The organism is Streptomyces sp. IBSNAI002 (assembly GCF_052244475.1).
Lineage (GTDB): Bacteria > Actinomycetota > Actinomycetes > Streptomycetales > Streptomycetaceae > Streptomyces.
This window is the reverse complement of record NZ_JBQPXG010000002.1, coordinates 4867592-4893454: the sequence shown is the minus strand read 5'-3', so window position 1 is coordinate 4893454 and position 25863 is coordinate 4867592. Positions and strand designations below refer to the sequence as shown.

Sequence of the window (25863 nt, the reverse complement as noted above, 5' to 3'; positions counted from 1 at the left end):
CCGTCCGAACCGCGAGATGGATCACTTTTCGGTCAATCCGACCCGCAAGCCGATCGATGTGCAAGGAGTCTCAGAGTGCTGGAAGAGGTGGAGCGCTGGCTGGCCGACCGCTCCTGGTCCGCCGCCGACCGACCGCTTGACCAGCTGCTGGACCGGAAACGGGCAGCTGGGACCACGGTCAGCGTGGTGCTGCCGGCGCTCGACGAGGAGGCGACGGTCGGCGCGATCGTCGAGGTGATCCGCCGCGAGCTGATCGAGGGACTGCCGGTCCCCCTGGTGGACGAGCTCGTCGTGATCGACTCGGGCTCCGGCGACGCTACAGCCGAAGTCGCGGCGAAGGCCGGCGCCCGGGTGGTGCACCGGGACGACGTCCTGCCGCGGATTCCGGCGCTGCCCGGCAAGGGCGAGGTGCTGTGGCGCTCCCTGCTGGCCACCACCGGGGACATCGTCTGCTTCGTCGACGCCGACCTGCGGGAGTTCTCGGCCACCTTCGTCTCCGGGATCGTGGGGCCGCTGCTGACCGAGCCGGACGTGCAGTTCGTGAAGGCCATGTACGACCGGCCGCTCGGCCCGGAATTCGACGGGCCCCCCTCCGGCACGTCCCCCGGCCAGGGCGGCCGGGTCACCGAGCTCGTCGCGCGCCCGCTGCTCAACCTGCACTGGCCGCAGCTCGCCGGCTTCGTCCAGCCGCTGGGCGGCGAGTACGCCGTACGCCGCTCCCTGCTCGAACGCCTGCCCTTCCCCGTCGGGTACGGCGTCGAGCTGGGCCTGCTGGTCGACGCCCTGCACACGGTCGGGCTGGACGCGCTGGCCCAGGTGGACGTGGGGGTACGGCTCCACCGCCATCAGGACGGGCAGGCGCTGGGCCGGATGGCCGCCGCGATCTACCGCACCGCGCAGCTGCGGCTCTCGCGCGGCCATCTCGTACGGCCGGAGCTGACGCAGTTCGAGCGGGGGCCGGACGGGTTCGTGCCGCGCACCTACCCGGTGGACACCGAGGAGCGGCCGCCGATGCTGGGCATCAAGGAGTACGCCCTGCGGCGCGCGGCCTGACGGGTTTCGGAAGTTTGCGCGAGGCCGGGCCGGGCTAGGTTCGCGACATGGCTGCATCCCAGGTACTCGTCGCCGCCAACCGCGGCCCCCTCTCGTACTCGCTCGGCACGGACGGCTCGCTCAGCGCCCGGCGCGGCGGAGGCGGCCTCGTCTCCGGCCTCTCCGCGGCGCTGGCCCGGCAGCCGGACGCGCTGTGGATCTGCGCGGCGCTGTCGGACGCGGACCGGGAGGCGGTCCGCCGGGGCGTCTCCGAGCCGGGCGTCCGCATGCTGGACATCGATCCCACGATGTATGACGACGCGTACAACGGCATCGCGAACTCGGTGCTGTGGTTCACCCACCACCACCTGTACGACGTCCCGCGCGAGCCGGTCTTCGACGCGGAGTTCCGGCGGCGCTGGGCGTCGTACGTCGCGTACAACGAAGCCTTCGCGCGGGCGTTGGCCGAGGAGGCGGCGCCCGGCGCGTGCGTCCTGGTGCAGGACTACCACCTGGCGCTGGTCCCGGGCGCGCTGCGCGAGCTGCGGCCCGACCTGCGGATCGGGCACTTCACGCACACGCCGTGGGCGTCGCGGGAGTTCCTGGAGATGCTCCCGGCCGACATCCTGAGCCAGCTGACGTGGGGGATGCTCGGGGCGGACCGGCTCGGGTTCCACACGTCGACGTGGGCGTCCAACTTCGTCGGCGGCGCCACCCGCGACGACGCGCACGGCATCGCGGACGCCTTCTTCCCCCGCAACGGGGCGGCCGGGGTGCACCACCGGCGGATGACCGCGGACGGGCGGTACGGGGAGAAGCGGTTCACCGAGGTGACGGAGTACCCGCTGGGCGTGGACGCGGACGAGCTGCGGGCGCTGGCGCACCGGCCGGAGGTGGACGGGAAGCTGGCGGAGCTGCGGGCGGAGGTCGGGGACCGCAGGACGATCGTCCGGGTGGACCGGACGGAGCTGTCGAAGAACATCCTGCGGGGCCTGCTGGCCTACCGGGAGCTGCTGACGGTCCACCCCGAGTGGCGCGGCCGGGTGGTGCACCTGGCCTCGGCGTACCCGTCGCGGCAGGACCTGAAGGTGTACCGGGACTACACGGCGGCCGTCTCGGAGCTGGCCGCGGAGATCAACGCGGAGTTCGGCACGGAGGACTGGCAGCCGGTGCTGGTGTCCGTGCAGGACGACTTCGCGCGGTCGCTGGCGGCCTACCGGATGGCGGACGTGGCGCTGGTGAACCCCGTGCGGGACGGGATGAACCTGGTGGCGAAGGAGATCCCGGTGGTGTCGGAGGCGGGCTGCGCGCTGGTGCTGTCCACCGGGGCGGGGGCGTACGAGGAGCTGCGGGCGGACGCGGTGACGGTGAACCCGTACGACGTCACGGAGACGGCGGCGGCGTTGCACGCGGCGCTGTCCATGCCGGAGCCGGAGCGCGCGGAGCGCACGAAACGGCTGGCCGCCGCGGCGACGGCCCTCCCCCCGGCGGCCTGGTTCGAAGCCCAGCTCTCGGCCTTGCGCGCCTGACCTGCGGTCCGCTCCCACGCCCGGAGCCCCGGCTCCGCCCTGCCCCCCGGGGCTCCGCCCCCCGACACGCCGGAGCCCCGGTCAGGCCCGCAAGGCCGTGGCCAGGGCGGCCAGGAAGGTGACGACCGCGGACGGGCCCGGCAGGACCAGGTCGGCTCGGGAGGCGAGCTCCGGGACCTCCGCGGAGCCGCTGCACACCAGCAGCCCCGGCAACCCGTCGGCCCGCCGCTTCTCGACCGCCGAGTACGCGGCGAGGTCACCCAGGTCGTCGCCCGCGTACAGCACCGCCTCCGCGCCCGTCTCCGCCAGGAACTCCGTGAGGGCGACCCCCTTGTCCATCCCCGGGGGCCGCAGCTCCAGGACCGCGCGCCCCGGCTCCACCATCAGCCCGTGCCGGGCCGCCAGCTCGGCCAGCGGCTCGCGCAGGGCCGCGAAGGCCGCCTCCGGGTCCTCGGCGCGCCGCGTGTGCACGGCCAGCGCCCGGCCCTTCTCCTCGATCCAGGTGCCCTGCCAGGCCCCGATGGAGTCCAGGAAGCCCGGCAGCTCCGCCCGGACCGCCGCCACCCCGGGGTGCTCGGCGGGGGCGTGCACGATCCCGCTGACGGCGTCCCAGCGCTCGGCCCCGTAGTGGCCGAGGACGACGAGGTGCTCCAGGCCGGGGACCCCGGCGAATCCCCCGTAGCGGACGGCGACGCCCGCCGGCCGGCCGGTGATCACGGCGACGGAGGCCACTTCGGGTGCGAGCGCGGACAGCGCCGGCACGGCTCCGGGGTGGGCCCTCGCCTGGTCCGGGTCGGGGACGATCTCGGCGAGGGTGCCGTCGAAGTCAAGGGCGACCACGGAACGGCGGGGTGCGCGGAGCAGGGCCTCCAGGCCCTCGCGTCCGGCTGCGGTGACGGGCATCGGCAAGTCGTGCGGATGGCTCCCCATACGGACGACCCTAACGGCCGAGCAGAGCGACGGCTACGGCGCGGACCGCGCCGCCCGTCCGGCTACCGCCTGGCCCGCTGGGCCTCGCGGATCCGGCGCAGGCGGTTGACCGTGCCCGGCGCGTGGGCCAGCGCGCGCGGGTCGTCCATCAGCACGTTGAGCAGCTGGTAGTAGCGGACCGGGGTCATCCCCAGCCCTTCCCGTATCGCCCGCTCCTTGGCCCCGGGCCCGGGCCAGGTGCGTCCCTCGTACGCGAGCACCGCGGCCTCCGTGGCCGTCAGCCGCCCGTCGTCCGTCATACCGCCAGATTAACGCCGCCCACCGACACCGGCCCGGCCGCCCCGGCCGGCCCAGGGGTCAGCGCGGGTCGGCCGCCCTGGCCTTCGTCGCGATCTCCTCCAGCACCTTCACCGGCTGCCCGCCCGGCTCGACGGCCTGGCCGATGTGCTGCTTGATGTCCTCGCTGACGCCCGCCCAGGACTTCTTGCCGACCGGGTAGAGCCGCGAGGACGGCAGCGCGTCCAGGAAGGTCTTCAGCTGCGGCGCGGTCCCGCCCGCCGTGCCGCTCTGCGCGGCCCGGTAGCCGGTGGTGGTGACCGGGAGCAGGTCGTACATGGTGGTGAAGGCGGTCACGTTCTTCGCCTCGTAGAGGTGGTCCAGGAACTTCCCGGACTCCTTGCGGTGGCCGTTCTTGAAGGCCATCACCCAGTCCGCGACGCCCATCGCCGAGTGCTCGGTGCCGTCCGCGGTGGGCATGGTGACCATGCCGAACTTCACACCCTTGCCGGCCGCCTGCTTGATCAGCGTCGGGTGGCCGTTGAGCATGCCGACCTCGCCGCGCGTGAAGGCGTCGAAGGCGGCCTGCCGGTCCAGCTTGCCCGGCTCCACGGGCCCGGTCAGGCCCTGGCCGACCATTTTGTCCCGGAGGAACTCCAGCGCCTTGACGTTCTCGGTGGAGTCGATGGAGTACTGCTCTTCGTTGTCGGTGTAGCCGCCGCCGCCCGCCAGCATCCACATCATCGTCTCGGCCTGGGCCTCCTCGCGGCCCAGCGGCAGCGCGAAGGGGGTGGCGACGCCCGCGCCCTTGAGCTTCTTCGCGGCCGCCTCCAGCTCCGTCCAGCTCTTGGGCTGCCAGCCGTTCTTGGAGTCCTTCGGGATGACCCCGGCGTCGCCCAGCAGCTTCTCGTTGTAGAAGAGCAGCCGGGTGCTGGCGACGAAGGGCAGCCCGTACTGGATCCGCTTGACCTTGCCCGCGTCGGCGAGCGGCCCGAGGAAGTCGGCCTCGGTCTTCACGGAGAGCAGCTCGTCCGCCGTGTAGAGCTTGCCCGCCTCGGCGTAGTCGGCGTAGGCGCCGATCTGCGCGATGTCGGGGGCCTTGCCCGCCTTGACCATCTCGGCGACCTTGGCGTCGACCTCGGACCAGGAGTAGACGCTGACCTCGACGTTGATCCCGGGGTTGGTCTTCTCGAAGTCCTCGGCGAGCGTCTTCCAGTAGGTGGCCGACGAGTTCTGCGGATTGTCCCCGTACTCGGCCGCCACGACCCGCAGGGTCACCTCGTTGTTCCCGGTGAGTCCGCCGACGGCTCCGCAGCCGGTCAGTGTCACGGCCGTCAGGCACAGTGCGGCGCCGGACGCGGCCAGGCGCAGGTATCGGCGGTTCACAGTTCTCGGTCCACCCCTTGTTGTACGTACGATCCACGTAAGGTCTACACCACTTTGGCCGCTGGTCCACATCCTTGGTCCCGAATTTGTATGGCCACTCAACAATCCCTCTCAATGGACTAGACCTTTCCCCGTGAAGCACGCGAGACTGTCCTCTGTGAAACCCGTGAAACACGTCATCGCCCTCGATGTGGGCGGCACCGGGATGAAGGCCGCCCTGGTCGCCGCCGACGGCACCCTGCTGCACGAGGCGCGCCGCGCCACCGGCCGCGAGCGGGGCGCCGACGCCGTCGTCGAGACGATCCAGGACTTCGCCGCCGAGCTGCTCGCCATCGGCCGGGAGCGCTGCGGAGAGGCCGCCTCGGCCGCCGGAGTCGCCGTCCCGGGCATCGTCGACGCCGAGAACGGGATCGCCGTCTACGCGGCGAACCTCGGCTGGCGCGACGTACCGATGCGGGCGCTGCTCAGCGGCCGGCTCGGGGGCATCCCGGTGGCCCTCGGCCACGACGTGCGCACGGGTGGCCTCGCCGAAGGCCGCATCGGCGCGGGCCGGGGCGCCGACCGGTTCCTCTTCGTGCCGCTGGGCACCGGCATCGCCGGAGCCATCGGCATCGCCGGCCGCATCGAGGCCGGGGCCCACGGCTACGCGGGCGAGATCGGCCACATCGTGGTCCGCCCCGGCGGCCCGGCCTGCGGCTGCGGCCAGTACGGCTGCCTGGAGACCCTCGCCTCCGCCTCCGCCGTCTCCCGCGCCTGGGCCGCCGCCAGCGGCGAACCCGAGGCCGACGCGGCCGACTGCGCCAAGGCCGTCGAATCCGGCGACGCACGCGCCGTCGAGGTGTGGACGACCGCCGTCGGCGCCCTCGCCGACGGCCTGGTCACCGCGATCACCCTGCTGGACCCGCGCACTCTGATCATCGGTGGCGGGCTGGCGGAGGCGGGGGAAACCTTGTTCACCCCGCTACGGGCGGCCGTCGAGGAACGCGTGACGTTCCAACGGCTGCCCCACATCGTTCCGGCGGCCCTCGGGGACACCGCCGGATGCCTGGGCGCAGGGCTGCTCGCCTGGGACCTACTCGCCACGGAGGTACCTGCCTGATGTCCGGAAGCGCGCACAGCACTGTTCTCTCCGGCGCCAGGGTGGTGCTGCCCACCGGAACCGTGGCCAACGGCCGGGTCATCGTCGACGGCGACCGCATCGCCGGCAGCGCCCGGGAGGGCGCGCGGGTCGTGGACCTGTCCGGGCACTGGATCGTCCCCGGCTTCGTCGACATGCACAACCACGGCGGCGGCGGCGCCTCGTTCACCTCCGGCACCGCCGACGAGGTCCTGAAGGGCGTCCGCACCCACCGCGAGCACGGCACCACCACCCTGGTCGCCTCCACCGTCACCGGGGACCTCGACGAACTGGCCCGCCGCGCCGGACTGCTCGCCGAGCTCACCCAGCAGGGCGAGATCGCCGGCATCCACTTCGAGGGCCCGTTCATCAACGCCTGCCGCAAGGGCGCCCACAAGGCGGACCTGCTCCGCGACCCCGACCCGGCCGAGGTCCGCAAGCTGATCGACGCCGCGCACGGCGCCGCCCGCATGTTCACCCTCGCCACCGAACTCCCGGGCGGCCTGGACTCCGTACGGCTGCTGGCCGAGCACGGGGTCATCGCCGCGATCGGGCACACGGACGCCACGTACGAGCAGACGCGCGCCGCCATCGACGCGGGCGCCACCGTGGCCACCCACCTCTTCAACGCGATGCCCGGCCTCGCGCACCGCGAGCCCGGCCCGATCGCCGCGCTGCTGGAAGACGAGCGGATCACCGTCGAGCTGATCAACGACGGCACGCACCTGCACCCGGCCGCGCTCGAACTCGCCTTCCACCACGCGGGCGCGCACCGCGTGGCCCTGATCACCGACGCGATGGACGCGGCCGGCTTCGGCGACGGCACCTACCACCTCGGCCCGCTCGAGGTCGAGGTCAAGGACGGCGTGGCCCGCCTCGTCGAGGGCGGCTCCATCGCCGGCTCGACGCTGACCCTGGACACCGCCTTCAAACGCTCGGTGACCGTCGACAAGCTGCCCGTGGAGTCCGTGGTCCAGGCGATCTCCGCCAATCCGGCCAAACTGATCGGCCTCTACGACGAGATCGGCTCGCTGGAGCCCGGCAAGTACGCCGACCTCGTCGTCCTGGACGCCGAGTTCGACGTCCGGGGCGTCATGCGGCGCGGCGAATGGATCGTCAGCCCGCCCGCACAGCAGGGCGTCTGACGGCCAACCGGCTGTAGACGGCGAGCGGTCGGCCCGCAGGACTGGGCCGACCGCTTTCTCTTTGGCATGATCCCGGCAGCAACAGACCCGGGGGAGCCCAATGATCCTGACCGTCACGCTCAACACCGCGCTCGACGTGACCTACCGTGTGCCGCGGCTGCTCCCGCACGCCTCGCACCGCGTCGCCGCCGTCTCCGAGCGCCCCGGCGGCAAGGGCCTCAACGTGGCCCGCGTGCTGGCCGCCCTCGGCCACGAGGTGACCGCGACGGGCTTCGCGGGCGGGCCGGTCGGCGCCGTCGTACGTGACCTGCTCGCACGGTCCGGCGGCGTGGCGGACGCCCTGCTCCCCTGCGCGGGCCCCACCCGCCGCACGGTCGCCGTCGTCGACGAGACCTCCGGGGACACCACGCAGTTCAACGAGCCCGGCCCGCTGATCACGGCCGCGGAGTGGTCCGCCTTCCTGGACCGGTACGAGGACCTGCTGGCGGCCGGGACCCGCGCCGTGGCCCTGTGCGGCAGCCTGCCGCCCGGCGTGCCCGTGGGCGCGTACGCCGTGCTCGTACGGGCCGCCCGCGCCGCCGGGGTGCCGGTCCTGCTGGACACCAGCGGCGAGGCGCTGCGCCGCGGGGTCGCCGCCCGCCCCGAGATCATCAAGCCGAACGCCGCCGAGCTCGCCGAGCTGACCGGATCGCGCGAGCCGCTGCCCGCCACCCGCGACGCCCGCCGCCGCGGCGCCCACGCCGTGGTCACCTCGCTCGGCCCGGACGGCCTGCTGGCCGCCACCCCCGAGGGCGCCTGGCGCGCGGCCCCGCCGCGCACCCTGGCAGGCAACCCCACCGGGGCCGGCGACTCCGCCGTCGCCGGGCTGCTGTCCGCCCTGGCCGAGGGCCTGGACTGGCCGGAGCGGCTGACCCGCGCGGTCGCCCTGTCGGCGGCCACCGTGCACGCTCCGGCGGCGGGAGAGTTCGACCCCCGCACCTACGAGGAGGTACGGGGGTCGGTGAAGGTCACGCGGGCCGACTAGACGGCCTCACTCGCGTCACTCCTTCTCGAGCCACAGCTGGTCGAGGAGGACGTCGCACTGGTTGCCGGCCTCGCACGAGATCCTGATCGTGTTCGTGCCCTGCTTGAGCTGCACGCTCGACCACGTGTTGGTCCAGCCCTTGGCCCAGTCGCCCTCGGCGGCCTTGGAGAAGTTCTTCATGTTGACCGCCCGGGCCTGCGCCTCGCCGTTGACGGTCAGCGTGGTGGTGGCGTCCTTGCCCGGCACCCCGTAGGTCATCTTCAGCTTGTAGCCGCCCGCCTTGGGCACGTCGAGCGTCCACGTCGCCGCGGCGCCCTGCGCGTTCAGGCCGCCCACGTACTGGCCGCCCGCGCTCTTCGCACCCGGCACGGTGTTCTGCAGCATCGCGCCGCCCGTGAGGGACATGCCGGCGCCCGCGAAGTCGGCCTTCGGCAGCGGTGCCTCGGACGGCTTCGGAGCGTCGCTGGGGGCCGGGCTCGACGAGTTCTGCGGGGCGGCCGACTGCTGACCCCCCGCCGTGTCGCCGGACTTCTCCTTGCCGTCGTCGCCGAACGCCAGGGCCGCGCCGATGCCGATCGCGACCGCGCCGACCACCGCGACCGCCGCGATGAGCAGGCCCTTGCGGCTCGAACCGCCGGCGCCGTTGCCGCCGCCGTGCCCGCCGGGGTGCGCGATCGACTGCGTCTGGTGCTGCGGGGGCTGCTGCTGCGGCGGGACGCCGTAGCCGCCCGCCTGGAGTGCCTCGGGGGCCTGGTACTGCGCCTGGTACGAGGGCTGCGCGGGGCCCGGCTGCTGGGGCACGGGACCGCGCTGGCCGCCGCCGTTGCGGCGCTCGCCCACCGTGCGCACCTGGTGGTGCGAGGTGCGCGGGACCCCCGGCTGTGGACCCGGCTGACCGCCGCCCGTCGGCCCGGGGTAGCCGTATCCGCCGCCCTGACCGGGCGGTGTGGCTCCGGCGGCCTGGCCGTCCGCGTAGAGATAGCCGAACGGATCGTCGTCCTCGGGCTTGTTCGCCCCACCGTGCGGGCCGTTGTTCGCGGGCGTCGTCATCGCAGGTCACTCCTTTCGACCCCCGGGAGCCTACCCCGAACACGTGCACCCACGAGCGGCCGATCGCCTCAGCCGGCCCTGCGGTGCGCCTTGGAGCGGGACCTTTTCTCGATGTACATGCGCTGGTCGGCGGAGCGCAGCACCTCGTCCGCCGACATGCCGCAGCTGGCCCAGCCGATGCCGAAACTGGCCCCGACACGGACCGCACGGCCGTCGACGCGGATCGGCGGGATGATCGCGTTGCGCAGCCGGACGGCGAGATCGGCGGCGTCCGCGGCGCCGAGCCCGTCGGCGAGGACGACGAATTCGTCACCACCCAGCCGAGCGACGGTGTCACCGTCCCTGACGCCCGTCGTCAGCCGCCGGGCCACCTCGATCAGGACCGCGTCACCCGTGTGGTGCCCGAACCGGTCGTTGATCGACTTGAAGCCGTCGAGGTCGCAGAAGAGCACCGCGAGCCCCTTCGTCCCGTCGTCGACGTCGCTCGCGGGCGCCACGGTGTGCACGTGGTGGTCGTACGGGCCGTCCGCCTGGGCGGGCACCGCCCCGGGGTACTCGTAGGAGTCGGGCGCGCCGAACCGGTCGGGTCCGGGTCCGGGTCCGGGCCCCGGTCCGGGGCCGGGGCCGTAGCCGGGCCCCGGGCCGTAGCCGGAGCCGTGGGCGGGATCGTGGGCGGGACCGGGACCGGGACCGGGGCCGGGGCCTTGGCCGTCGGGTCGAAAGCCGTGCTCGCCGCCGCCACCCGCCCCCACGCGCACCTCGTGCCCGTCGCGCCCCTCGTAGGCCGCGTCCAGGGCCTCGACGGCGGTGGCCCGTACGGACTGCGGTCTGCGGCACAGGCGGGCGCCGAGCCGGGCCCGCAGCTCGGCGCTGTTGGGCAGGCCGGTCAGCGAGTCGTGGCTGGCCCGGTGGGCGAGCTGGAGCTCGTGGCGCTTGCGCTCCTCGATGTCCTCGACGTGCGTGAGCAGGAACCGCGGCCCGTCGGCGGCGTCGGCGACCACGGAATTGCGCAGCGAGACCCATACATACGTACCGTCGCGCCGGCCCAGGCGCAGCTCGGCGCGCCCGCCCTCGGCGGAGGTCCGCAGCAGGGTCCCGATGTCCTCGGGGTGGACCAGGTCGGAGAAGGAGTAGCGGCGCAGCACCGAGGCCGGGCGGCCCAGCAGCCGGCACAGCGCGTCGTTGGTCCGCAGCAGGCGGCCGTGCTGGTCCCCGCCCATCTCGGCGATGGCCATGCCGCTGGGCGCGTACTCGAAGGCCTGCCGGAAGGACTCCTCGCTGGCGCGCAGCGCCTGCTGCTCGCGCTCGAGGCGGACCAGGGCCCGCTGCATGTTCGCGCGGAGCCTGGCGTTGCTGATCGCAATCGCCGCCTGGAAGGCGTACATCTGGAGCGCCTCGCGGCCCCAGGCGCCGGGCCGGCGGCCGTTGCGCGGTCTGTCCACCGAAATGACACCCAGAAGTTCCCCGCCGGACGCGTACATGGGTGCGTAGAGCCGGTCCTCGGGATGCCATTCGTCCTCGAACCGCGGTTCGGGGCCGTCCGTGTGCCACTGGGGGACGTCGTCCTCCATGAGGACCCAGCCCTCGGTGTGCGGGATGAAGCGCAGCCCGTCCCAGTCCTCACCCATCATCAGGCGGCGTTCCCAGGAGGCCCGGGAGCCGACGCGGCCGGTGATGAGGGCTTCCGCGGCGGGGTCTCCGGCGAAGGCGGCGACGACGAGATCACCGTCAGGGCGTACGAGGTTGACACAGGCGAGTTCGTAGCCGAGGCCCACGACGATGCCGTCCACGACGGTCTGCAGAGTGTCCGCCAGGCTCCGGGCCGTATTGAGCTCGGCCACCACCCGGTGCAGCTGCCGCAGGGTCGCAAGACGGACGTACGGCTCCGACTCGGTCTCCATTGCTCGCTCTCCCCGAGACCTCGACAGCAACTCCAGGTTTGTCATCGGCGTTTCGTTGCGGTGTCCCGTCCACTGAATCACAGTGAGCTGTGCGGCAGGTACACAGGGTCAACAAATCTTGCTCTCTGTGACTCAAGTCACATGAGATGAATATGAACGAGTCGGGGCGGCTGCCGGCCGGGAACGCTCCCCCGCCGTTCCCGGGAGCAAACGATACGCCTGAGGCCTAGGACAAGGGGCGGGGACGCGACTCGGACCAGGGCCCGATGTGCGCGCGGGGAGGCGAGATTAGCGTTCGGACCGTGCTGAAGACGACCCCCGTACCCACAGTGCCCGACGACAGCCCCCATGCTGAGGGAGTGAGCGACGAAGAGTTCCGGGCCGCCATGTCCCGGCTGGCGGCGGGCGTGTGCCTGATCACCGCGCACGAGGCCCCCCTGTCGGCGGACGGCCCGCGCGGCGAGGACGTCGGGATGACGGCCACCGCCTTCATGTCGGTGTCCCTGGACCCGCCGCTGGTGCTGGTGAGCCTGCGCGAGGGCTCCCGGATGGACGACCTGCTGGCGGACCAGCCGCTGTGGGCGGTCTCGCTCCTCGCCGACCACCAGCTCCAGATCGCCGGCAGGTTCGCCATGAAGGGCCGGATCAGCGACCGGCTGCTCTTCGCCGACCTCCCGTCCGTACGCGGCGAGATCTCCGGGGCCCCGCTGCTGAGCGGGGCGCTGGCCACCCTCGAATGCCGTACGGAGAACCGCGTCGAGGCGGGCGACCACACACTGGTCATCGGCCGCGTCCTGAGCGCGGGCCTGCCCTCCCCCGACGGACAGCCGCTCACGTACTTCCGCGGCCGCTACCGGCACCTGGGCGGCTGAACGGCAGGGCCCGCCCCGCGGGCAGCCGGCCGAACGTGGCCCGTGCCCGTGCCTGTGCCTGTGCCCGTGGGCTACCAGTCGCGGCCGGTGCGGCCGCGCTTGGTCTCGGCGCGCGCCTTCTTCTCGCGCAGCCGCCGTTCGTTGATCCCCCGCGGGATCTTCGTCGCCCTGCGCGGCTTCGGCGGCGGCGCCGTCGCCTCGGCCAGCAGCGAAGCCAGCCGGACCAGCGCCATCTCCCGGTTGCGCAGCTGCGAGCGGTGCTCGGAGGCCCGTACGGTCACCACCCCGTCCACGAGCCGCCCGGCGAGCCGCTCCAGTGCCCGCGCCTTCCACACCTCCGGCAGCGCCTTGGTCGCCGCCACGTCGAACAGCAGCTCCACGCGCGAGTCCGAGGTGTTCACGTGCTGGCCGCCCGGTCCGGAGGACCGCGAAAAGCGCCAGGCGAGCTCGCCCTCGGGGAGCACGACCGAACCGCGGATGACATAGGGACCAGGCATGCCCCCTATGATCCGTGCCCGCCCGCGCCCCGTCACCCTCATTAAACGGCCGCGCGCGGTCGCGCGTATTTCACCCCGGGAACCCGACGGCCCTCTCGTGGCGTTAGAGGGGTGAGCGGTAACTTGACCGCCGTACGTGCATGTCGGATGAGGAAAGGGACATTCCCATGGCTGTCAGCCTGTCCAAGGGCGGCAACGTCTCGCTCACGAAGGAGGCCCCGGGCCTCGCTGCCGTCACGATCGGCCTCGGCTGGGACGTCCGTACGACCACCGGCGTCGACTTCGACCTCGACGCGTCGGCGATCGCGGTCAACCCGACCGGCAAGGTCGTCTCGGACGGCCACTTCGTCTTCTTCAACAACAAGTCCACCCCGGACCAGACCATCGTCCACACCGGTGACAACCGCACCGGCGAGGGCGCGGGCGACGACGAGGCCATCAACGTCAACCTCGCCGGCCTCCCCGCCGACGTGGACAAGATCGTCTTCCCGGTCTCCATCTACGACGCCGAGGCCCGCAGCCAGAACTTCGGCCAGGTCCGCAACGCGTACATCCGCGTCGTGAACCAGGCCGGCGGCGCCGAAATCGCCCGCTACGACCTCTCCGAGGACGCGGCGACCGAGACCGCCATGGTCTTCGGCGAGCTGTACCGCAACGGCGCCGAGTGGAAGTTCCGCGCGGTCGGCCAGGGCTACGCCTCCGGCCTCACCGGCATCGCGCAGGACTTCGGCGTCAACGTCTGATGAAGTCCTGACGCCGGCAACACCGGCAACACCGGCGTCACCGGCATCACCGGCGGTTTTGCGGTGAAGCCCCCTCCCGGCCGTCCGGGGAGGGGGCTTCGCTACCGTTCGACAGGTGATTCTTCAACCGCTCGTCCCCGTGGACGGCGCCCTGCCCGGTCCGGTCCTCACCGAGATCGCCGCCCTGTACGCGACGAACCACGCGTTCTTCGAACTCAGCGGCGACTTCCCGGCCCCGGACCGCATCACGGTCGAACAGGTCGCGGCCTCCCTCGCCGACGAACTCGCCCATGACGGCGCCGAGGTCCTCATGGCCCGCTCCGCCGGCCGGCTCGTCGGCCTGGCCGCCACCCTGGCCCACCCGCCCCGCCCCGCTTCCGGAGATCCGGCCGCCGAGGACCAGGACCCGGACCAGGACCCGTGGATCGGCCTGCTGCTCATCGACGCCACCGCGCACCGCGAGGGATACGGCCGCGAGCTGGCCGCCCTGGTCGAGGACCGGTTCCGCACGGCGGGCCGCACGGGCGTGCGCCTCGCCGTACTGGACAACAACCCCAAGGCCCTCGCCTTCTGGCAGGCCCAGGGCTACCAGCCCGTGCGCAAGGCCGTGGACCGCGAACTGGGCCGCCCCTGCACCGTACTGCGCAAGGCGCTGGCCCCCGGACAGCCTTAGCGGGGGCGGGCCTTCCCGTACAGCCAGACGTCCCAGACCTTCTTCAGGTCGTGCCCGGTGTGCCGCTCCGCGAAGGCGGTGAAGTCGGCCGTGCTCGCGTTCCCGTGCCGGTGCTCGGCGGCCCAGTCGCGCACCAGGGCGAAGAACTTCTCGTCCCCGACCTCCTGCCGGATCCGGTGCAGCACCATCGCACCGCGGTAGTACACCGGGTTCCCCGAGATGTGGTCCGGGCCGGGCGGGTCGGCGGGCGGGAAGGCGTCCCAGTCGGAGTCGGCGGCCTCGTCGACCCCGGTGTCGCCGGCCAGGAACGCGTCGAACTCCTGCTGCGCCGTGGTCCCGCCGTGGTCCTCGGTCCACAGCCACTCCGCGTACGTGGCGAAGCCCTCGTTGAGCCACATGTCCTTCCAGGACTTCGGCGACACCGAGTTGCCGAACCACTGGTGGGCGAGCTCGTGCAGCACGAGCTCCTCGCTGCCCGGCGCACCGGAGTAGACGGGCTTGGTCTGCGTCTCCAGCGCGTACTCGAGCGTCCCGGCGGGCAGCACGATCGACCCGGCGGTCCCGAAGGGGTACGGGCCGAAGCGGCCCGCGCCCCACTCCACCATCTCCGGCAGCCGCGCGAGGTCCGCCGCGCTCGCCGCCGCCTCCGCGGGCGTCACCGCGTTGTACACGGCCACCCCGGACGGCGTCCGTCCGGTCTCCACCCGGTACTTGCCGACGACGGCGGTCGCCAGATAGCTCGCCATCGGCTCCGGGCTGTGCCAGGCGAAGGTGGTCTTCCCGTCGGCGCGCGTGGTCCGGGCGCGCAACTCGCCGTTCGACACGGCCTCGTAGCCCTTCGGCACCGTGATCGTGATGTCGTAGGAGGCCTTGTCGCTGGGGTGGTGGTTGCCCGGGAACCAGGTCATCGAGCCGACCGGCTGGCCGACGCCGACGGCTCCGTCCTCGGTGGTGACCCAGCCCTCCGCGGTGCCGTCCGCGTCCTTGAGCGCCTTGGGCCGGCCGGAGTAGTCGATCTCCGTACGGAAGACCTCGCCCTTCTCCAGGTCATCGGCCGGACGCACGGTCAGCTCGTTGCCGGTCCGGTTGTACCGGGCCCCCTCGCCCTGGACGGTGACGCCCTCGACCTTCAGGCCGCTGAGGTCGAGGTTGAAGGAGCTGAGCCCCTGCTCGGCGCGGGCCGTGATCACCGCCTTGCCTTCGAGGCGCCCGTCGGCGCGGTCGTAGTCCAGGTCCAGTGCGTAGTGCTCGACCTGGTAGCCGCCGTTGCCCGCCTTGGGGAAGTACGGGTCGCGCAGCCCCGACGCACCCGGCCGCCCCTGCACCGTGCCCCCCGTACACCCCGTGGTGAGGGCGAGCAGGGCGGCGACGGCAGGGGCGGCGAGGCGGGAGAGCGCGCGGTGGTCCACGTATCGATCCTAGGCGGGCCGACCGCTCGGCCCGTGGGACTACTTGGCGAGCGCGTCGACGCCGGCCTTGGCGAACTTCTCGTCCAGGTCGCCGCTCGGGGCGCCGGCCACACCGATGCCGGCGACCGGGGCGCCGTTCGCCTGGACGGGGGCGCCGCCGCCGAGGAACAGGGTGCCCGGGATGTCCTTCAGGTTCGGGGTCTGGGCGAGGCGGCCCGCGAGCACCGAGGTCGGGGCGTTCCAGGACACGGCGGTGAAGGCCTTGCGCTGGGCCGACTCGTAGGACTGCGGGCCGGCGCCGTCGCCGCGCAGCGTGACGATGGTGTTGCCGTTGCGGTCGACGACCGCGACCGTCACCTTCTGGTTCTCGGCCTTGGCGGCCTGCAGCACGGCCTGGGCGGCGCGGGTGGCGGCGTCGACGGTGAGGTGGGTCGAGGTGGTGAAGTTCTTGTCGTCGTGCTTCGAGGCGGTCGCGACGGCGGCCGAGGCGGAAGCGGAGTCGGCGGCGGGCGTGGCACTGGCGCTGACGGCGCCGAAGGCCCCGGCGCCCAGGGCGACGGCGAGAGCGGTACCGGTGAGGACGCGGGTGCGGGTGTTCATCTCTGCTCCTGAGGACGGTGACACGGTGACGGCATCGGGGGCGGCGATCGGTACCCGGCCCGGTGTCTCGATCCCACCGGCCGGCCCGTTCCCTGCCCTGCTCCAACCCTGGCCCCGATCCCCCCGCCACCCCGTCCCCGTACCGGCTCGCCCCGCCCACCGCACCGGCTGACCCAAGGGTCAACCGATCGGCCGATGCGACCCCGGCAGCCGACAGTATTGGCTGACCGAACCCCAGCACCTCCCTCAGCCCGCGCCGGACCGAACCCAGCCCCGCCACCTCCCACAGCCCGCGCCGGACCAAACCCAGCCCCGCCACCTCCCACAGCCCGCGCCGGACCAAACCCAGCCCCGCCACCTCCCACAGCCCGCGCCGGACCAAACCCAGCCCCGCCACCTCCCACAGCCCGCGGCCAACCCCACCCCACCCGCACCCTCAAACCGCGCCAGGCCACATCCAGCCCCGCCTGGGGGCACCTCCCAGCGGTAGCTGGGGGAGCTTGAGGCGCGGGGACGCGGGGGCGCGGGGGCAGCGCCCCCGACAACGGCCCCGCACCCACCCCCGCACCTCGCCCCTCACCAACCCACCCGGCTCGCCGACACCAAACCCAGCCCCGCAGCCCTCCGCAGCCCGCGCCGGGCCAAAGCCAGCCCCGCCGGGCCAAAGCCAGCCCCGCCGGAGCTTGAGCCGCGGGGCCGCGCCCCGGCAACGGCACCGCACGCGAGAATGGGCGAACGCCCCCGACCCAGGAGCCCCCCGTGACCCAGCCCCCGCGGAACCGCGGCACCCGCACGCTGGCCACGGTCGCCCACACCGCGTTCTTCCTCCTGCTCGGCGCCTCCGTGGCCCGCTTCCTCCTCCGCCACCCCGGCGAACCCCGCACCCCCTGGGTCATCGCCCTCAGCATCACCCTGGCCCTGCTCTACGTCCTCGGCCCCGCCCTCGGCGGAACCCCCCCACCCCCCGGCGCAGCCCCGGCCACGGCCACGGCCACCGCCACCGCCACCGCCACCGGCCCAGCCCGCCAGCCCCCCGGCCGCCTCGTCTGGCTCGGCCTGGTCGTCACCACCTGGGTGGTCCTCGTCGTCCTCGCGCCGAGCTTCGCCTGGTGCGCCGTACCGCTGTTCTTCACCGCCCTGCGCACCCTCCCCCCACGCGCCGCGATCGTCCTCGTCGCCGTCCTCACCCTCTTCGTCGTCATCGCCCAGCTGAAGCTGGCCGGGTCCTTCGACCCCAACCTGCTCCTCGCACCGCCCGCCGTCGCCGCCCTCGCCACCGCCGTGTTCGTGCACATGGAGCGCCAGGCCCAGGCCCAGCGCGCACTGATCGACGACCTGATCCGCACCCGCAGGGAACTGGCCGCCACCGAACGCCGCGAAGGCACCCTCGCCGAGCGCCAGCGGTTGTCCATGGAGATCCACGACACCCTCGCGCAGAACCTCTCCAGCCAGCAGATGCTGCTCCAGGCGGCCGACCGCACCTGGGACACCGACCCCGGCACGGCCCGCGCGCACGTCCGTACCGCCACCGGCATCGCCGCCCGCGGCCTCGCCGAGGCCCGCCGCCTCGTGCACGACCTGGCCCCGGCCGAACTCGCCGACGGCGCCGGCCTCGCCGAGGCCCTGCGCGCCCTGGACGCGGGCCCGGACATCGAGGTCCGCTTCCACCTCGAGGGCGCCCCGGCCCCGCTCCCCGACCGCGTGCAGTCGGCCCTGCTGCGCATCGCCCAGGGCGCGCTGGCCAACGTCCGCGAGCACTCCGGCGCCCGTACGGCCGCACTCACCTTGAGCTTCCTCGGCGACCAGGTCGTCCTGGACGTCGCCGACGACGGCCACGGCTTCACCGAGCACCGCGCCGGCCCCGGCACGGGCCCCGGCCCCGGCCCCGCCGCCCAGCGCGGCCACGGCCTGCCCGCCATGCGGGCCCGCGTCCGCCAGCTCGGCGGCGCGCTGACCATCGAATCCACCCCCGGCGAGGGCACCGTCCTCTCCGCCGCCATCCCCCTGGAGCCGGCCCCATGACGACGATCCTGCTCTGCGACGACCACGTCGTGGTCCGCGCCGGACTCCTGGCCCTGCTCGGCAGCGAGCCCGACATCGAGGTGCTCGGCGAGGCGGGCAGCGGCGAGGAGGCCGTCGCCCTGGCCGCCAAGCTCGGCCCCGACGTCGTCCTCATGGACCTCCAGCTCGGCGAGGGCATCGACGGGGTGGAGGCCACCCGCCGCATCACCGCCGCCCCCAACCCCCCGCACGTCCTCGTCCTCACCACGTACGACACCGACGCGGACATCACCCGGGCCATCGGCGCGGGCGCGACGGGCTACCTCCTCAAGGCGGAGCGCCCCGAGGAGCTCTTCGCCGCGATCCACTCGGCCGCGCAGGGCCGCACCACGCTCTCCCCGCCGGTGGCCAGCCGCGTGATGGCCCACATGCGCGGCACCCGCCCCACCCTCACCGACCGCGAACTGGACATCCTCGGGCAGCTGGCTCGCGGCCTCGGCAACCGCGACATCGCCCGCGCGCTGTTCATCAGCGAGGCCACCGTCAAGACCCACCTGGGCCGGATCTACGACAAGCTCGGCGTCGACACCCGCGCCGGCGCCGTATCGGTCGCCAAGGAACAGCGCCTCCTGCCCTCCTGACCCGCCCCTCCCCCTCCTCCCCTCCACCGGGGTGGGGGCGCGCCCGGAGCCGTGACACCATCGGGTACGTGCTCGACATCGGCTACTCCCTCTCCCGGCGCTTCCCCGACCCCCCGCAGACCGACTACCGCTCGGCGGACGTCCACACCCTGCGGCACGACCTGTTCTGCGGGGACGTCTACCTCGCGGACACCGACAAGGACCGGGAAGTGTCCACAGCCTGGGGATGGGTGCCGGTACTGGACTTCGCCTGGGCGCTGTGCGACATCGTCGAGCAGCTCGACCGCGACCCGCGCGGCAACCGCTCCGCGAACCGCCAGTACGCCGAGATCGACTTCACCGAGTCCACGGACCGGATGCTCTTCGAGCGCCGCTTCGGCTGGGTCGACGTCGAGGCCGACTGGATGCCGGGGGACGAGGACCCGCTGACCTTCAGCCACCGCCTGCTGCGCCGCGAAGCCCGCGACTTCCTGCACGACCTGATCGCGGACCTGGTCGACATGCACGAGGCCCTGGCCGACAACCCAGCCATCTGGACCCTCCAGTCCCGCTTCCCCCGAGTCCCGGCCTGACCGCCTGCGGCTAAGCCCGACCACACCTGGTCAGACTCCGTCCGGGAGATCCGGATCGGCGAAGCCCCAAACCCACACGCCACAACCCCAACCGGCCCGGCCCGGCCCCGATCCCATGCCCGGGCGCACCCCGACCGACCCGATCCCGATACCCGGCGCAGCCCGACCGACCCGGTCCCAGTGCCGGGCAGAGCCCGAACGGCCCGATCCCGAGCCCGGGCGCAACACAACCGGCCCGATCTTGTGCCCGGTGCCAGGCGCAGCCCGAACGGCCCGGTCCCAGTGCCAGGCGGAGCCCGAACGGCCCGATCCCGAGCCCGGGCGCAGCCCGAGCGGCCCAGGTCCGGTCCCGGGTCCGGGTTGCGCCCGAGCGGCCGGGCCTCGGCTCGGCTACGCCAGCACCCTCAGCCCCAGCTGCGCAGCCATCGCCGGAGCCAGGTCCAGCAGCTGCGCCGGGCTGATCACCGCCCCCGCCAGCCCCTCCAGCCCCCGCGCCAGCGTCAGCTCCGCCACGCCCCGCAAGTCCACGTCGGACATCCGCACCCCGCCGAAGTCCGCCCCCCGGACCACGCAGTCCACGAACTCCACCCGCTCCAGCACTGCCCCCGCGAAGTCCGGTTCCACCAGGACGCACGCCTCGAAGACCACGTCCCGCAGCCGCGCCTCCCGCAGGTTCAAGTAGTCGATCTTGCCCCCGCGCACCACCACCCGCTCCAGCACGGCCCCGTGCATCTGCACGCCGCCCAGCCGCGCGTCCACCAGCTCCACGTCCCGCAGCGAGGACCCCGACAGGTCGGTCCCCACCCCCCGGACCCCGTCCAGCACCGAGTCCAGGATCCGCGCCTTCCCCAGCCCCGCCTCGTCCAGCACGCAGCGCCGCAGGGCGCAGTCCATGAAGCGGGCCCCCGCCCCCTCCTGGCCCGTCAGGTCCAGGTCCGCGAACTCCAGCCCGTCGTAGTCCCCGTCGGGCTCCAGCTCACCCCCCTCCCACACCGCCGGCTCCGGCAACCGCACCTCCGGCCGCCGTGCCGCCTTCACCGTCGCCCGCTGTTCCCGCTGTTCCCGCTGCTCCCACTGTCCTTTGCGCGCCATCACCCCATCGTGGCCCACGCCACTGACAATCCCTTGACCTCAACCACACTCGAGGTCAGAAGCTGCCCCCATGACCACACACGAGGCCACACACGAGGCCACACACGCGCCCACCCACATGAACGCCATCCGCCTACACGCCTTCGGCCCCGCCGAGAACCTCACCTACGAGACCGCCCCCACCCCCGTCCCTGCCCCCGGCCAGGTCCGCATCGCCGTCGCCGCCGCCGGGGTCCACCTCCTCGACACGGCCCTTCGCGAGGGCGCCCAGGGGCCCGCCCCCACCCTCCCCGACCTCCCGACGATCCCCGGCCGCGAGGTCGCCGGCACCGTCGACGCGCTGGGCCCCGGCACCGACCCCGCCTGGCTCGGCAAGCCCGTCGTCACCCACCTCGGCTTCGCCCCCGGCGGCTACGCCGAGTACGCCGTCGCCGATGCGGGCCGCCTGCACGCCGTACCCCCCGGCCTCGACCCCGCCCAGGCCGTCGCCATGATCGGCACCGGCCGGACCACCCTCGGGATCCTCCAGTTCGCCGACCTCGGCCCCGGCTCCGTGGCCCTGGTCCCCGCCGCCGCGGGCGGCATCGGCACCCTGCTCGTCCAGTACGCCAGGAACGCCGGCGCCACCGTCGTCGCCCTCGCCGGCGGCCCCGCCAAGACCGCGCTCGCCGCCGCCAACGGCGCCCACCTCGCCCTCGACTACACCGCCCCCGGCTGGGCCGACGCCGTACGCGCCGCACACCCGGGCGGCGCCACCGTCTTCTTCGACTCGGTCGGCGGCGACACCGCCCGCACCGCCCTCGGCCTCCTCTCCCCCGGCGCCCTCCACCTGGTCTTCGGCTGGTCCTCGGGCCCCCTCGCGCTCACCGACGCCGAACGGGCCGGACTCACCGCCCGCTCCATCACCACCCACCAGGTCCTCGGCCCGGCCATGCTCGAAGCCGTCGGCGCCCCCGACCCCCTCCGCGTCCTGGAGACCCGCGCCCTCGCCGAAGCCGCCGCCGGCCGCCTCCGCCCGGCCCTGCACCGCGTCCCCCTCGCCGAGGCCGCAGCCGCCCACCAAGCCCTGGAATCCCGCGCCACGACGGGCAAGGTGGTGCTGGAACCCTGAGACCACCGCCACCGCCACCACCCGCCCGGCGGCTAGTGACCCGAGTCGGAAGTTCTCTGCTAGATACGGCGTTCGAGTTGAGTGGCCGTCGCCTGCTGGCAGGGAGGCCTACCCAGGCCGGTCGGTCGGAGATCTACCAGGAGATCTCTGACTCAGGTCACCAGTGCGACCCGGCCAGCTCTCGCAGGGCGTCGTCCGTCAGGCGGTGCACGGTCCACTCGTCCATCGGTACCGCCCCCAGCGACCGGTAGAAGTCGATGGCCGGCACGTTCCAGTCGAGGACCGACCACTCCAGCCGCTCGTAGCCGCGCTCCACACAGATCCGCGCCAACTCGCGCAGCAGCGCCTTGCCGTAGCCGCCGCCGCGGGCGTCCGGGCGGACGTACAGGTCCTCCAGGTAGATGCCGTGCACCCCGCGCCACGTCGAGAAGTTGAGGAACCACACCGCGAATCCGACCACCTCGCCCTCCGCCGATTCCGCGATGTGCGCGAACGCCGCCGGCCGCTCCCCGAACAGCGCCTCCCGCAGCTGCTCCTCGGTCGCACGCGCCTCGTGCGGCACCTTCTCGTACGTGGCGAGCTCGCGGATCATCGCCTGGATGACGGGGACATCGGTGACTTCAGCGTTGCGGATCATCCCCGCACCCTAAGCGCGCCGCCCGAGCCGGCGCCCAGGGCCGGTGCCCCGAGCCGCCCCCCGAGCCCGTCCCGCGACCGGTGTTCAAGGGGCGCGGCCCAGCAGTTCCTGCGCCACCGCCACCTGCTCCTCGTCCAGCCGGTCCTCCCCGTCCTCGACGTCCCACAGGCAGTTCTGCACCACCCGCCCCAACGTCCACGCCCGCGCCCGTTCCCGGTCCCCGTCCAGACCCGCCGCCTCCGTCAGCAGGTCGAAGCGCCAGCGCACCTCCTGCGCCCGGAAGTTGTTCACGATCGCCGGCAGCAGCTCGAACCCCGGATCGCCCGACAGCGGCTTCGGATCGATCGCCAGCCACGGCTCCCGCTGCCCCGCCAGCACGTTGTCGTAGTGCAGGTCCCAGTGCAGCAGCCGGTCCCCCGGTTCCCCCGCGACCTCCGCCAGCGCCGCCGCGCAGTCCCCGAGCAGCCGCCGCTCCCGCCCGTCCGCCAGCCGCCCCAGCGCCCGCGGTACGCCGTCCAGCATCTCGGCGGCCATCGCGCCCAGCCCGCGCAGCCCGGCCGGCGCCGGCACCGCCGTCAGCCGGGCCAGCAGCTCGCCGATCACCCGGACCGCCCGGCGCGCATCGCGCTCCGCGAGCGCCGACAGGTGCCGCCCCTCGTCCAGCCGCTCCAGCAGCAGCGTGCCCGTCTCCCCGTCGTGCTCCAGCAGCCGTACGGCGCCCTCCCCGCCCCAGGCGCGCAGCGCGGCCGGCTCCCCGGCGCTCTCCTCGTCCACCCGCTGCAACTTCAGCGCCGCCGCGCTCCCGTCGGCCCGGACCACCGGCAGCACCAGCGCCGTCACCCCGTGCATCAGCGGCCCCGTGCGCCGCAGCTCCCACCGCTCCAGGAACCGCGCCGCCCGGTCGGGCAGCGCCGCGATGAACGCGCGCCCCTCATCGCCGTTCCACCTGATCTGCGCCTCGACCAGCCCGCCGGGAATCTCCCCGATGTCCACCATGCCCCGAAGATAGCGCCGCACCGCGCACCCTTACCCGACCGGCCCGACCGGCCCGACCGGCCCGACCGGCCCGACCGGCCCGACCAGCCCGACCAGCCCGACCAGCCCGGCCTACCCGATCCCCGCCCCCTCCAACGCCGCGCCGAAGGCCTTCGCGTCGAACATCGAGCGGTCCTTCGCCCCGACCGGCCGCCCGTCCACCAGGACCAGCGGCGTGCCCTGCGCCCCCGTCGCCTCGAAGGCCCACTCCGCCTCGCCCGCCCAGCCCTCGTACGTCTTCCCCGCCACCGCCTTGTCGAAGGCCTCGCCCCGCAGCCCCGGGACCCGGTCCGCGATCCGCAGCAGCAGCTCGTCCGTGAACCGGCCGCGGGGCTGGCTCGCGAAGACCGCCGCGTGGTACTCGGCGAACTTCCCCGCGTCCACCGAAGCCCGCAGCGCGTTCACCGCCTTCACCGAACCGCTCGCCCCGTCCCGGTCCAGGAAGGACGCCAGCAGGTACTCCACCTTCACCGCGCCGTCCGCCGCCCGCTTCAGCAGCGTCTCGCCGCCCGCCCCCTCGAACTTCGCGCAGTAGCCGCACTTCGGGTCCACCAGCACCTGCGCGGTGTGCGGCGCGTCCGCCCGCCCCACGACCACCTTCGCCCCCTCCACCCGCGCCGGCAGCTTCGCCAGCAGGTCCGCGACGGGACTCGTCCGCACCGCGTCCGCGGCCCCGCCCGTGGCCGCCGCCGACCGCTGCCCGCCGTCCGTTACACAGCCGGCGGCCGCGCCGCCCAGCAGCGCGACCAACGCCGCCGCCGTGGCCGCCGTGCCGATCCGCCCGGCGCGCCCTGCCCCGCGTACGTCCCGCCGTCCGCCCACCATCAACCGAACCTCTCACCTGAAAACATGACAAAACCCTCCCCACCCTACGGCCCCCGCCACCCCACCCACATCGACCATCAGGCCTGGAATCCCACCCTGAAGCGCGACAGCCAGTCCCTGGACGCACCACCGGAACGGGGTGTACCAACTCCCCCATGACGATCAACGGCGGCATTTCCTTCTGGTACGCGACCGACCGCACCGACCGCACCGACCGCACCGCCCCCGCCACCCCACCCCGCGCACCCCTCACCGCCGACGCCACGGCCGACGTCGTCATCGTCGGCGGCGGCTACACCGGCCTGTGGACCGCCTACTACCTCAAGACCGCCGCCCCCGACCTCCGCGTCACCGTCCTGGAGCAGAAGTTCTGCGGCTACGGGGCCTCCGGCCGCAACGGCGGCTGGCTCTACAACGGCATCGCCGGCCGCGACCGCTACGCCGCGCTCCACGGCCACCAGGCCGCCCAGCGCCTCCAGCAGGCCATGAACGCCACGGTCACCGAGGTCATCGAGGTGGCCGCCAAGGAGGGCATCGACGCCGACATCCACCGCGGCGGCGTCCTCGAAGTCGCCCGCACCCCCGCCCAGCTCACCCGGCTGAAGGCCTTCCACGCCGCCGAACTCGCCTTCGGCGAGACCGACCGCGAACTCCACGACGCCACCGCCACCCGCGCCCGCATCGACATCGCCGACGCCGTCGGCTCCAGCTGGAGCCCGCACGGCGCCCGCATCCACCCCCTGAAGCTGGCCCGGGGCCTGGCCGCGGCCTGCGAAAGGCTCGGGGTCGTCATCCACGAGTCCACGCCCGTCACCGAGATCACCCCGCGCAAGGCCGTCACCCCGTACGGCACCGTCCGCGCCCCGTACGTACTGCGCTGCACGGAGGGCTTCACCGCCGCCCTCAAGGGCCAGAAGCGCGCCTGGCTCCCGATGAACTCCTCGATGATCGTGACGGCCCCGATCCCGGAGTCGGTCTGGCAGCAGCTCGCCTGGTCGGACTCGGCGCTCCTGGGGGACATGGCCCACGCCTACATGTACGCCCAGCGCACCGCCGACGGCCGCATCGCGATCGGCGGGCGCGGGGTCCCGTACCGCTTCGGCTCACGCACCGACAACGACGGCCGCACCCAGCCGGCCACCATCGACTCCCTGCGCGACCTGCTCTTCTCGTTCTTCCCGGTGCTCACGGGTACGGAGATCACCCACGCCTGGTCGGGAGTGCTGGGCGTACCCCGCGACTGGTGCGCCACCGTCACCCTGGACGCCACCACCGGCCTCGGCTGGGCGGGCGGCTACGTCGGCTCCGGCGTGGCCACCGCCAACCTCGCGGGCCGCACCATGCGCGACCTGGTCCTCGGCGACACCACGGACCTCACCGCGCTGCCCTGGGTCAACCACCGCGTACGCCGCTGGGAGCCGGAGCCCTTCCGCTGGCTCGGCGTCCAGGCCCTGTACGCGGCCTACCGCCAGGCGGACCGCCACGAAACGGCCACCCACACCCCGGCCACGACCCCCCTGGCCCGCCTGGCCGACCGCATCTCGGGCCGCCACTGACACCACCCCCGGCCACCCTCACCGCGACCCGCGCTACGCGCTACGCGCTGTCGAGGATGCTGCCGACGGTTTCCGTGATGCGGTGCTTCCACTTGTGCCGGCGGTTGCAGTACTGCCTCGGAAACCAGCGCCGCTCCTGCGGTATCGGCCGGTTGCACCACTTGCACAGCACCGTGCGACCCCTGCTCGCGAATTCCCCCATCCACGGA

At 73.6% G+C, this 25863-nt stretch carries 26 protein-coding genes; 13 read left to right on the top strand and 13 right to left on the bottom strand.

Annotated elements, in window-relative coordinates; genetic code table 11:
• Positions 1-75 precede the first annotated feature (75 nt).
• Positions 76-1053: a glucosyl-3-phosphoglycerate synthase gene (locus ACTVZO_RS23740; protein ID WP_443300300.1), complete on the top strand. Its 978-nt coding sequence runs from the start codon at positions 76-78 to the stop codon at positions 1051-1053.
• Between the two features lie 47 nt (positions 1054-1100).
• Positions 1101-2561, top strand: coding sequence for an alpha,alpha-trehalose-phosphate synthase (UDP-forming) (locus tag ACTVZO_RS23735; protein WP_443300299.1), 1461 nt, complete (start codon positions 1101-1103; stop codon positions 2559-2561).
• 81 nt (positions 2562-2642) lie between these two features.
• Here the strand turns inward: ACTVZO_RS23735 and otsB are convergent, their stop codons facing one another.
• From otsB to ACTVZO_RS23720, 3 genes are all read right to left on the bottom strand, one after another.
• Complete coding sequence (gene otsB / locus ACTVZO_RS23730) at positions 2643-3491, bottom strand: trehalose-phosphatase (RefSeq protein WP_443300298.1); 849 nt, start codon at positions 3489-3491, stop codon at positions 2643-2645.
• 62 nt (positions 3492-3553) lie between these two features.
• Positions 3554-3790 (bottom strand): DUF3263 domain-containing protein, encoded by a 237-nt coding sequence (locus ACTVZO_RS23725; RefSeq protein WP_069921326.1) that lies wholly within the window; start codon positions 3788-3790, stop codon positions 3554-3556.
• A gap of 58 nt (positions 3791-3848) precedes the next feature.
• The gene (locus tag ACTVZO_RS23720) at positions 3849-5153 is read right to left on the bottom strand and encodes an extracellular solute-binding protein (protein ID WP_443300297.1); all 1305 of its coding nucleotides are present in this window, start codon (positions 5151-5153) and stop codon (positions 3849-3851) included.
• 205 nt (positions 5154-5358) lie between these two features.
• Here ACTVZO_RS23720 and ACTVZO_RS23715 point away from each other — a divergent pair, with 205 nt between their 5' ends.
• The 3 genes from ACTVZO_RS23715 to ACTVZO_RS23705 all read left to right on the top strand — a co-directional run bounded on the left by ACTVZO_RS23715 (position 5359) and on the right by ACTVZO_RS23705 (position 8439).
• Entirely contained in the window at positions 5359-6252 is an 894-nt protein-coding gene (locus tag ACTVZO_RS23715) for an ROK family protein (RefSeq protein ID WP_443303252.1), read from the top strand.
• Positions 6252-7415: an N-acetylglucosamine-6-phosphate deacetylase gene (gene nagA / locus ACTVZO_RS23710; RefSeq protein WP_443300296.1), complete on the top strand. Its 1164-nt coding sequence runs from the start codon at positions 6252-6254 to the stop codon at positions 7413-7415. Before ACTVZO_RS23715 ends, nagA begins: the two co-directional genes overlap by 1 nt.
• A 100-nt stretch (positions 7416-7515) precedes the next feature.
• On the top strand, positions 7516-8439 hold the full coding sequence (locus tag ACTVZO_RS23705) for a 1-phosphofructokinase family hexose kinase (protein ID WP_443300295.1): 924 nt from the start codon (positions 7516-7518) through the stop codon (positions 8437-8439).
• A 15-nt stretch (positions 8440-8454) separates the two neighbouring features.
• Here ACTVZO_RS23705 and ACTVZO_RS23700 read toward each other — a convergent pair whose 3' ends face one another.
• The gene (locus ACTVZO_RS23700) at positions 8455-9489 is read right to left on the bottom strand and encodes a CBM35 domain-containing protein (RefSeq protein WP_443300294.1); all 1035 of its coding nucleotides are present in this window, start codon (positions 9487-9489) and stop codon (positions 8455-8457) included.
• A 68-nt stretch (positions 9490-9557) separates the two neighbouring features.
• Entirely contained in the window at positions 9558-11390 is a 1833-nt protein-coding gene (locus ACTVZO_RS23695; RefSeq protein ID WP_443300293.1) for a diguanylate cyclase domain-containing protein, read from the bottom strand.
• A 386-nt stretch (positions 11391-11776) separates the two neighbouring features.
• Between ACTVZO_RS23695 and ACTVZO_RS23690 the strand changes: the two genes are divergently transcribed.
• Complete coding sequence (locus ACTVZO_RS23690; RefSeq protein ID WP_443303251.1) at positions 11777-12262, top strand: flavin reductase family protein; 486 nt, start codon at positions 11777-11779, stop codon at positions 12260-12262.
• A gap of 71 nt (positions 12263-12333) precedes the next feature.
• Here ACTVZO_RS23690 and arfB read toward each other — a convergent pair whose 3' ends face one another.
• The gene (gene arfB, locus ACTVZO_RS23685) at positions 12334-12759 is read right to left on the bottom strand and encodes an alternative ribosome rescue aminoacyl-tRNA hydrolase ArfB (protein WP_443300292.1); all 426 of its coding nucleotides are present in this window, start codon (positions 12757-12759) and stop codon (positions 12334-12336) included.
• A gap of 167 nt (positions 12760-12926) precedes the next feature.
• On the opposite strand from arfB, the gene ACTVZO_RS23680 reads away from it, so the two are divergent.
• Together ACTVZO_RS23680 and ACTVZO_RS23675 are read left to right on the top strand one after the other, a co-directional pair.
• On the top strand, positions 12927-13502 hold the full coding sequence (locus ACTVZO_RS23680; protein ID WP_384218622.1) for a TerD family protein: 576 nt from the start codon (positions 12927-12929) through the stop codon (positions 13500-13502).
• Positions 13503-13617: 115 nt separating this feature from the next.
• Complete coding sequence (locus ACTVZO_RS23675) at positions 13618-14175, top strand: GNAT family N-acetyltransferase (protein WP_443300291.1); 558 nt, start codon at positions 13618-13620, stop codon at positions 14173-14175.
• Here the strand turns inward: ACTVZO_RS23675 and ACTVZO_RS23670 are convergent.
• Positions 14172-15584: a M1 family metallopeptidase gene (locus tag ACTVZO_RS23670; protein ID WP_443300290.1), complete on the bottom strand. Its 1413-nt coding sequence runs from the start codon at positions 15582-15584 to the stop codon at positions 14172-14174. The two genes, ACTVZO_RS23675 and ACTVZO_RS23670, sit on opposite strands and share 4 nt — an antisense overlap.
• A 39-nt stretch (positions 15585-15623) precedes the next feature.
• Positions 15624-16184, bottom strand: coding sequence for a GlcG/HbpS family heme-binding protein (locus ACTVZO_RS23665; protein WP_443300289.1), 561 nt, complete (start codon positions 16182-16184; stop codon positions 15624-15626).
• Between the two features lie 759 nt (positions 16185-16943).
• On the opposite strand from ACTVZO_RS23665, the gene ACTVZO_RS23660 reads away from it, so the two are divergent.
• The 3 genes from ACTVZO_RS23660 to ACTVZO_RS23650 all read left to right on the top strand — a co-directional run bounded on the left by ACTVZO_RS23660 (position 16944) and on the right by ACTVZO_RS23650 (position 19398).
• On the top strand, positions 16944-18206 hold the full coding sequence (locus ACTVZO_RS23660; RefSeq protein WP_443300288.1) for a sensor histidine kinase: 1263 nt from the start codon (positions 16944-16946) through the stop codon (positions 18204-18206).
• Positions 18203-18826, top strand: coding sequence for a response regulator (locus ACTVZO_RS23655; protein ID WP_443300287.1), 624 nt, complete (start codon positions 18203-18205; stop codon positions 18824-18826). Before ACTVZO_RS23660 ends, ACTVZO_RS23655 begins: the two co-directional genes overlap by 4 nt.
• A gap of 68 nt (positions 18827-18894) precedes the next feature.
• Positions 18895-19398 carry a hypothetical protein gene (locus ACTVZO_RS23650; RefSeq protein ID WP_443300286.1) on the top strand — a complete coding sequence of 168 codons (504 nt, stop codon included), beginning with the start codon at positions 18895-18897 and terminating at the stop codon, positions 19396-19398.
• Positions 19399-19788: 390 nt separating this feature from the next.
• Here ACTVZO_RS23650 and ACTVZO_RS23645 read toward each other — a convergent pair whose 3' ends face one another.
• Positions 19789-20490 (bottom strand): pentapeptide repeat-containing protein, encoded by a 702-nt coding sequence (locus ACTVZO_RS23645; protein WP_443300285.1) that lies wholly within the window; start codon positions 20488-20490, stop codon positions 19789-19791.
• Between the two features lie 118 nt (positions 20491-20608).
• Between ACTVZO_RS23645 and ACTVZO_RS23640 the strand changes: the two genes are divergently transcribed.
• Positions 20609-21601, top strand: coding sequence for a zinc-binding dehydrogenase (locus ACTVZO_RS23640; RefSeq protein ID WP_443303250.1), 993 nt, complete (start codon positions 20609-20611; stop codon positions 21599-21601).
• Positions 21602-21758: 157 nt separating this feature from the next.
• Here the strand turns inward: ACTVZO_RS23640 and ACTVZO_RS23635 are convergent, their stop codons facing one another.
• From ACTVZO_RS23635 to ACTVZO_RS23625, 3 genes are all read right to left on the bottom strand, one after another.
• A complete protein-coding gene (locus tag ACTVZO_RS23635) occupies positions 21759-22238 on the bottom strand; it encodes a GNAT family N-acetyltransferase (protein WP_443300284.1) in 480 nt (159 codons plus the stop codon).
• 84 nt (positions 22239-22322) lie between these two features.
• Complete coding sequence (locus ACTVZO_RS23630) at positions 22323-23234, bottom strand: aminoglycoside phosphotransferase family protein (RefSeq protein ID WP_443300283.1); 912 nt, start codon at positions 23232-23234, stop codon at positions 22323-22325.
• A 111-nt stretch (positions 23235-23345) separates the two neighbouring features.
• Entirely contained in the window at positions 23346-24098 is a 753-nt protein-coding gene (locus ACTVZO_RS23625; RefSeq protein ID WP_443300282.1) for a DsbA family protein, read from the bottom strand.
• A 155-nt stretch (positions 24099-24253) separates the two neighbouring features.
• On the opposite strand from ACTVZO_RS23625, the gene ACTVZO_RS23620 reads away from it, so the two are divergent.
• Positions 24254-25654 carry an NAD(P)/FAD-dependent oxidoreductase gene (locus ACTVZO_RS23620; protein WP_443300281.1) on the top strand — a complete coding sequence of 467 codons (1401 nt, stop codon included), beginning with the start codon at positions 24254-24256 and terminating at the stop codon, positions 25652-25654.
• A gap of 40 nt (positions 25655-25694) precedes the next feature.
• Here ACTVZO_RS23620 and ACTVZO_RS23615 read toward each other — a convergent pair whose 3' ends face one another.
• Entirely contained in the window at positions 25695-25856 is a 162-nt protein-coding gene (locus ACTVZO_RS23615; protein WP_443300280.1) for a hypothetical protein, read from the bottom strand.
• Positions 25857-25863 lie beyond the last annotated feature (7 nt).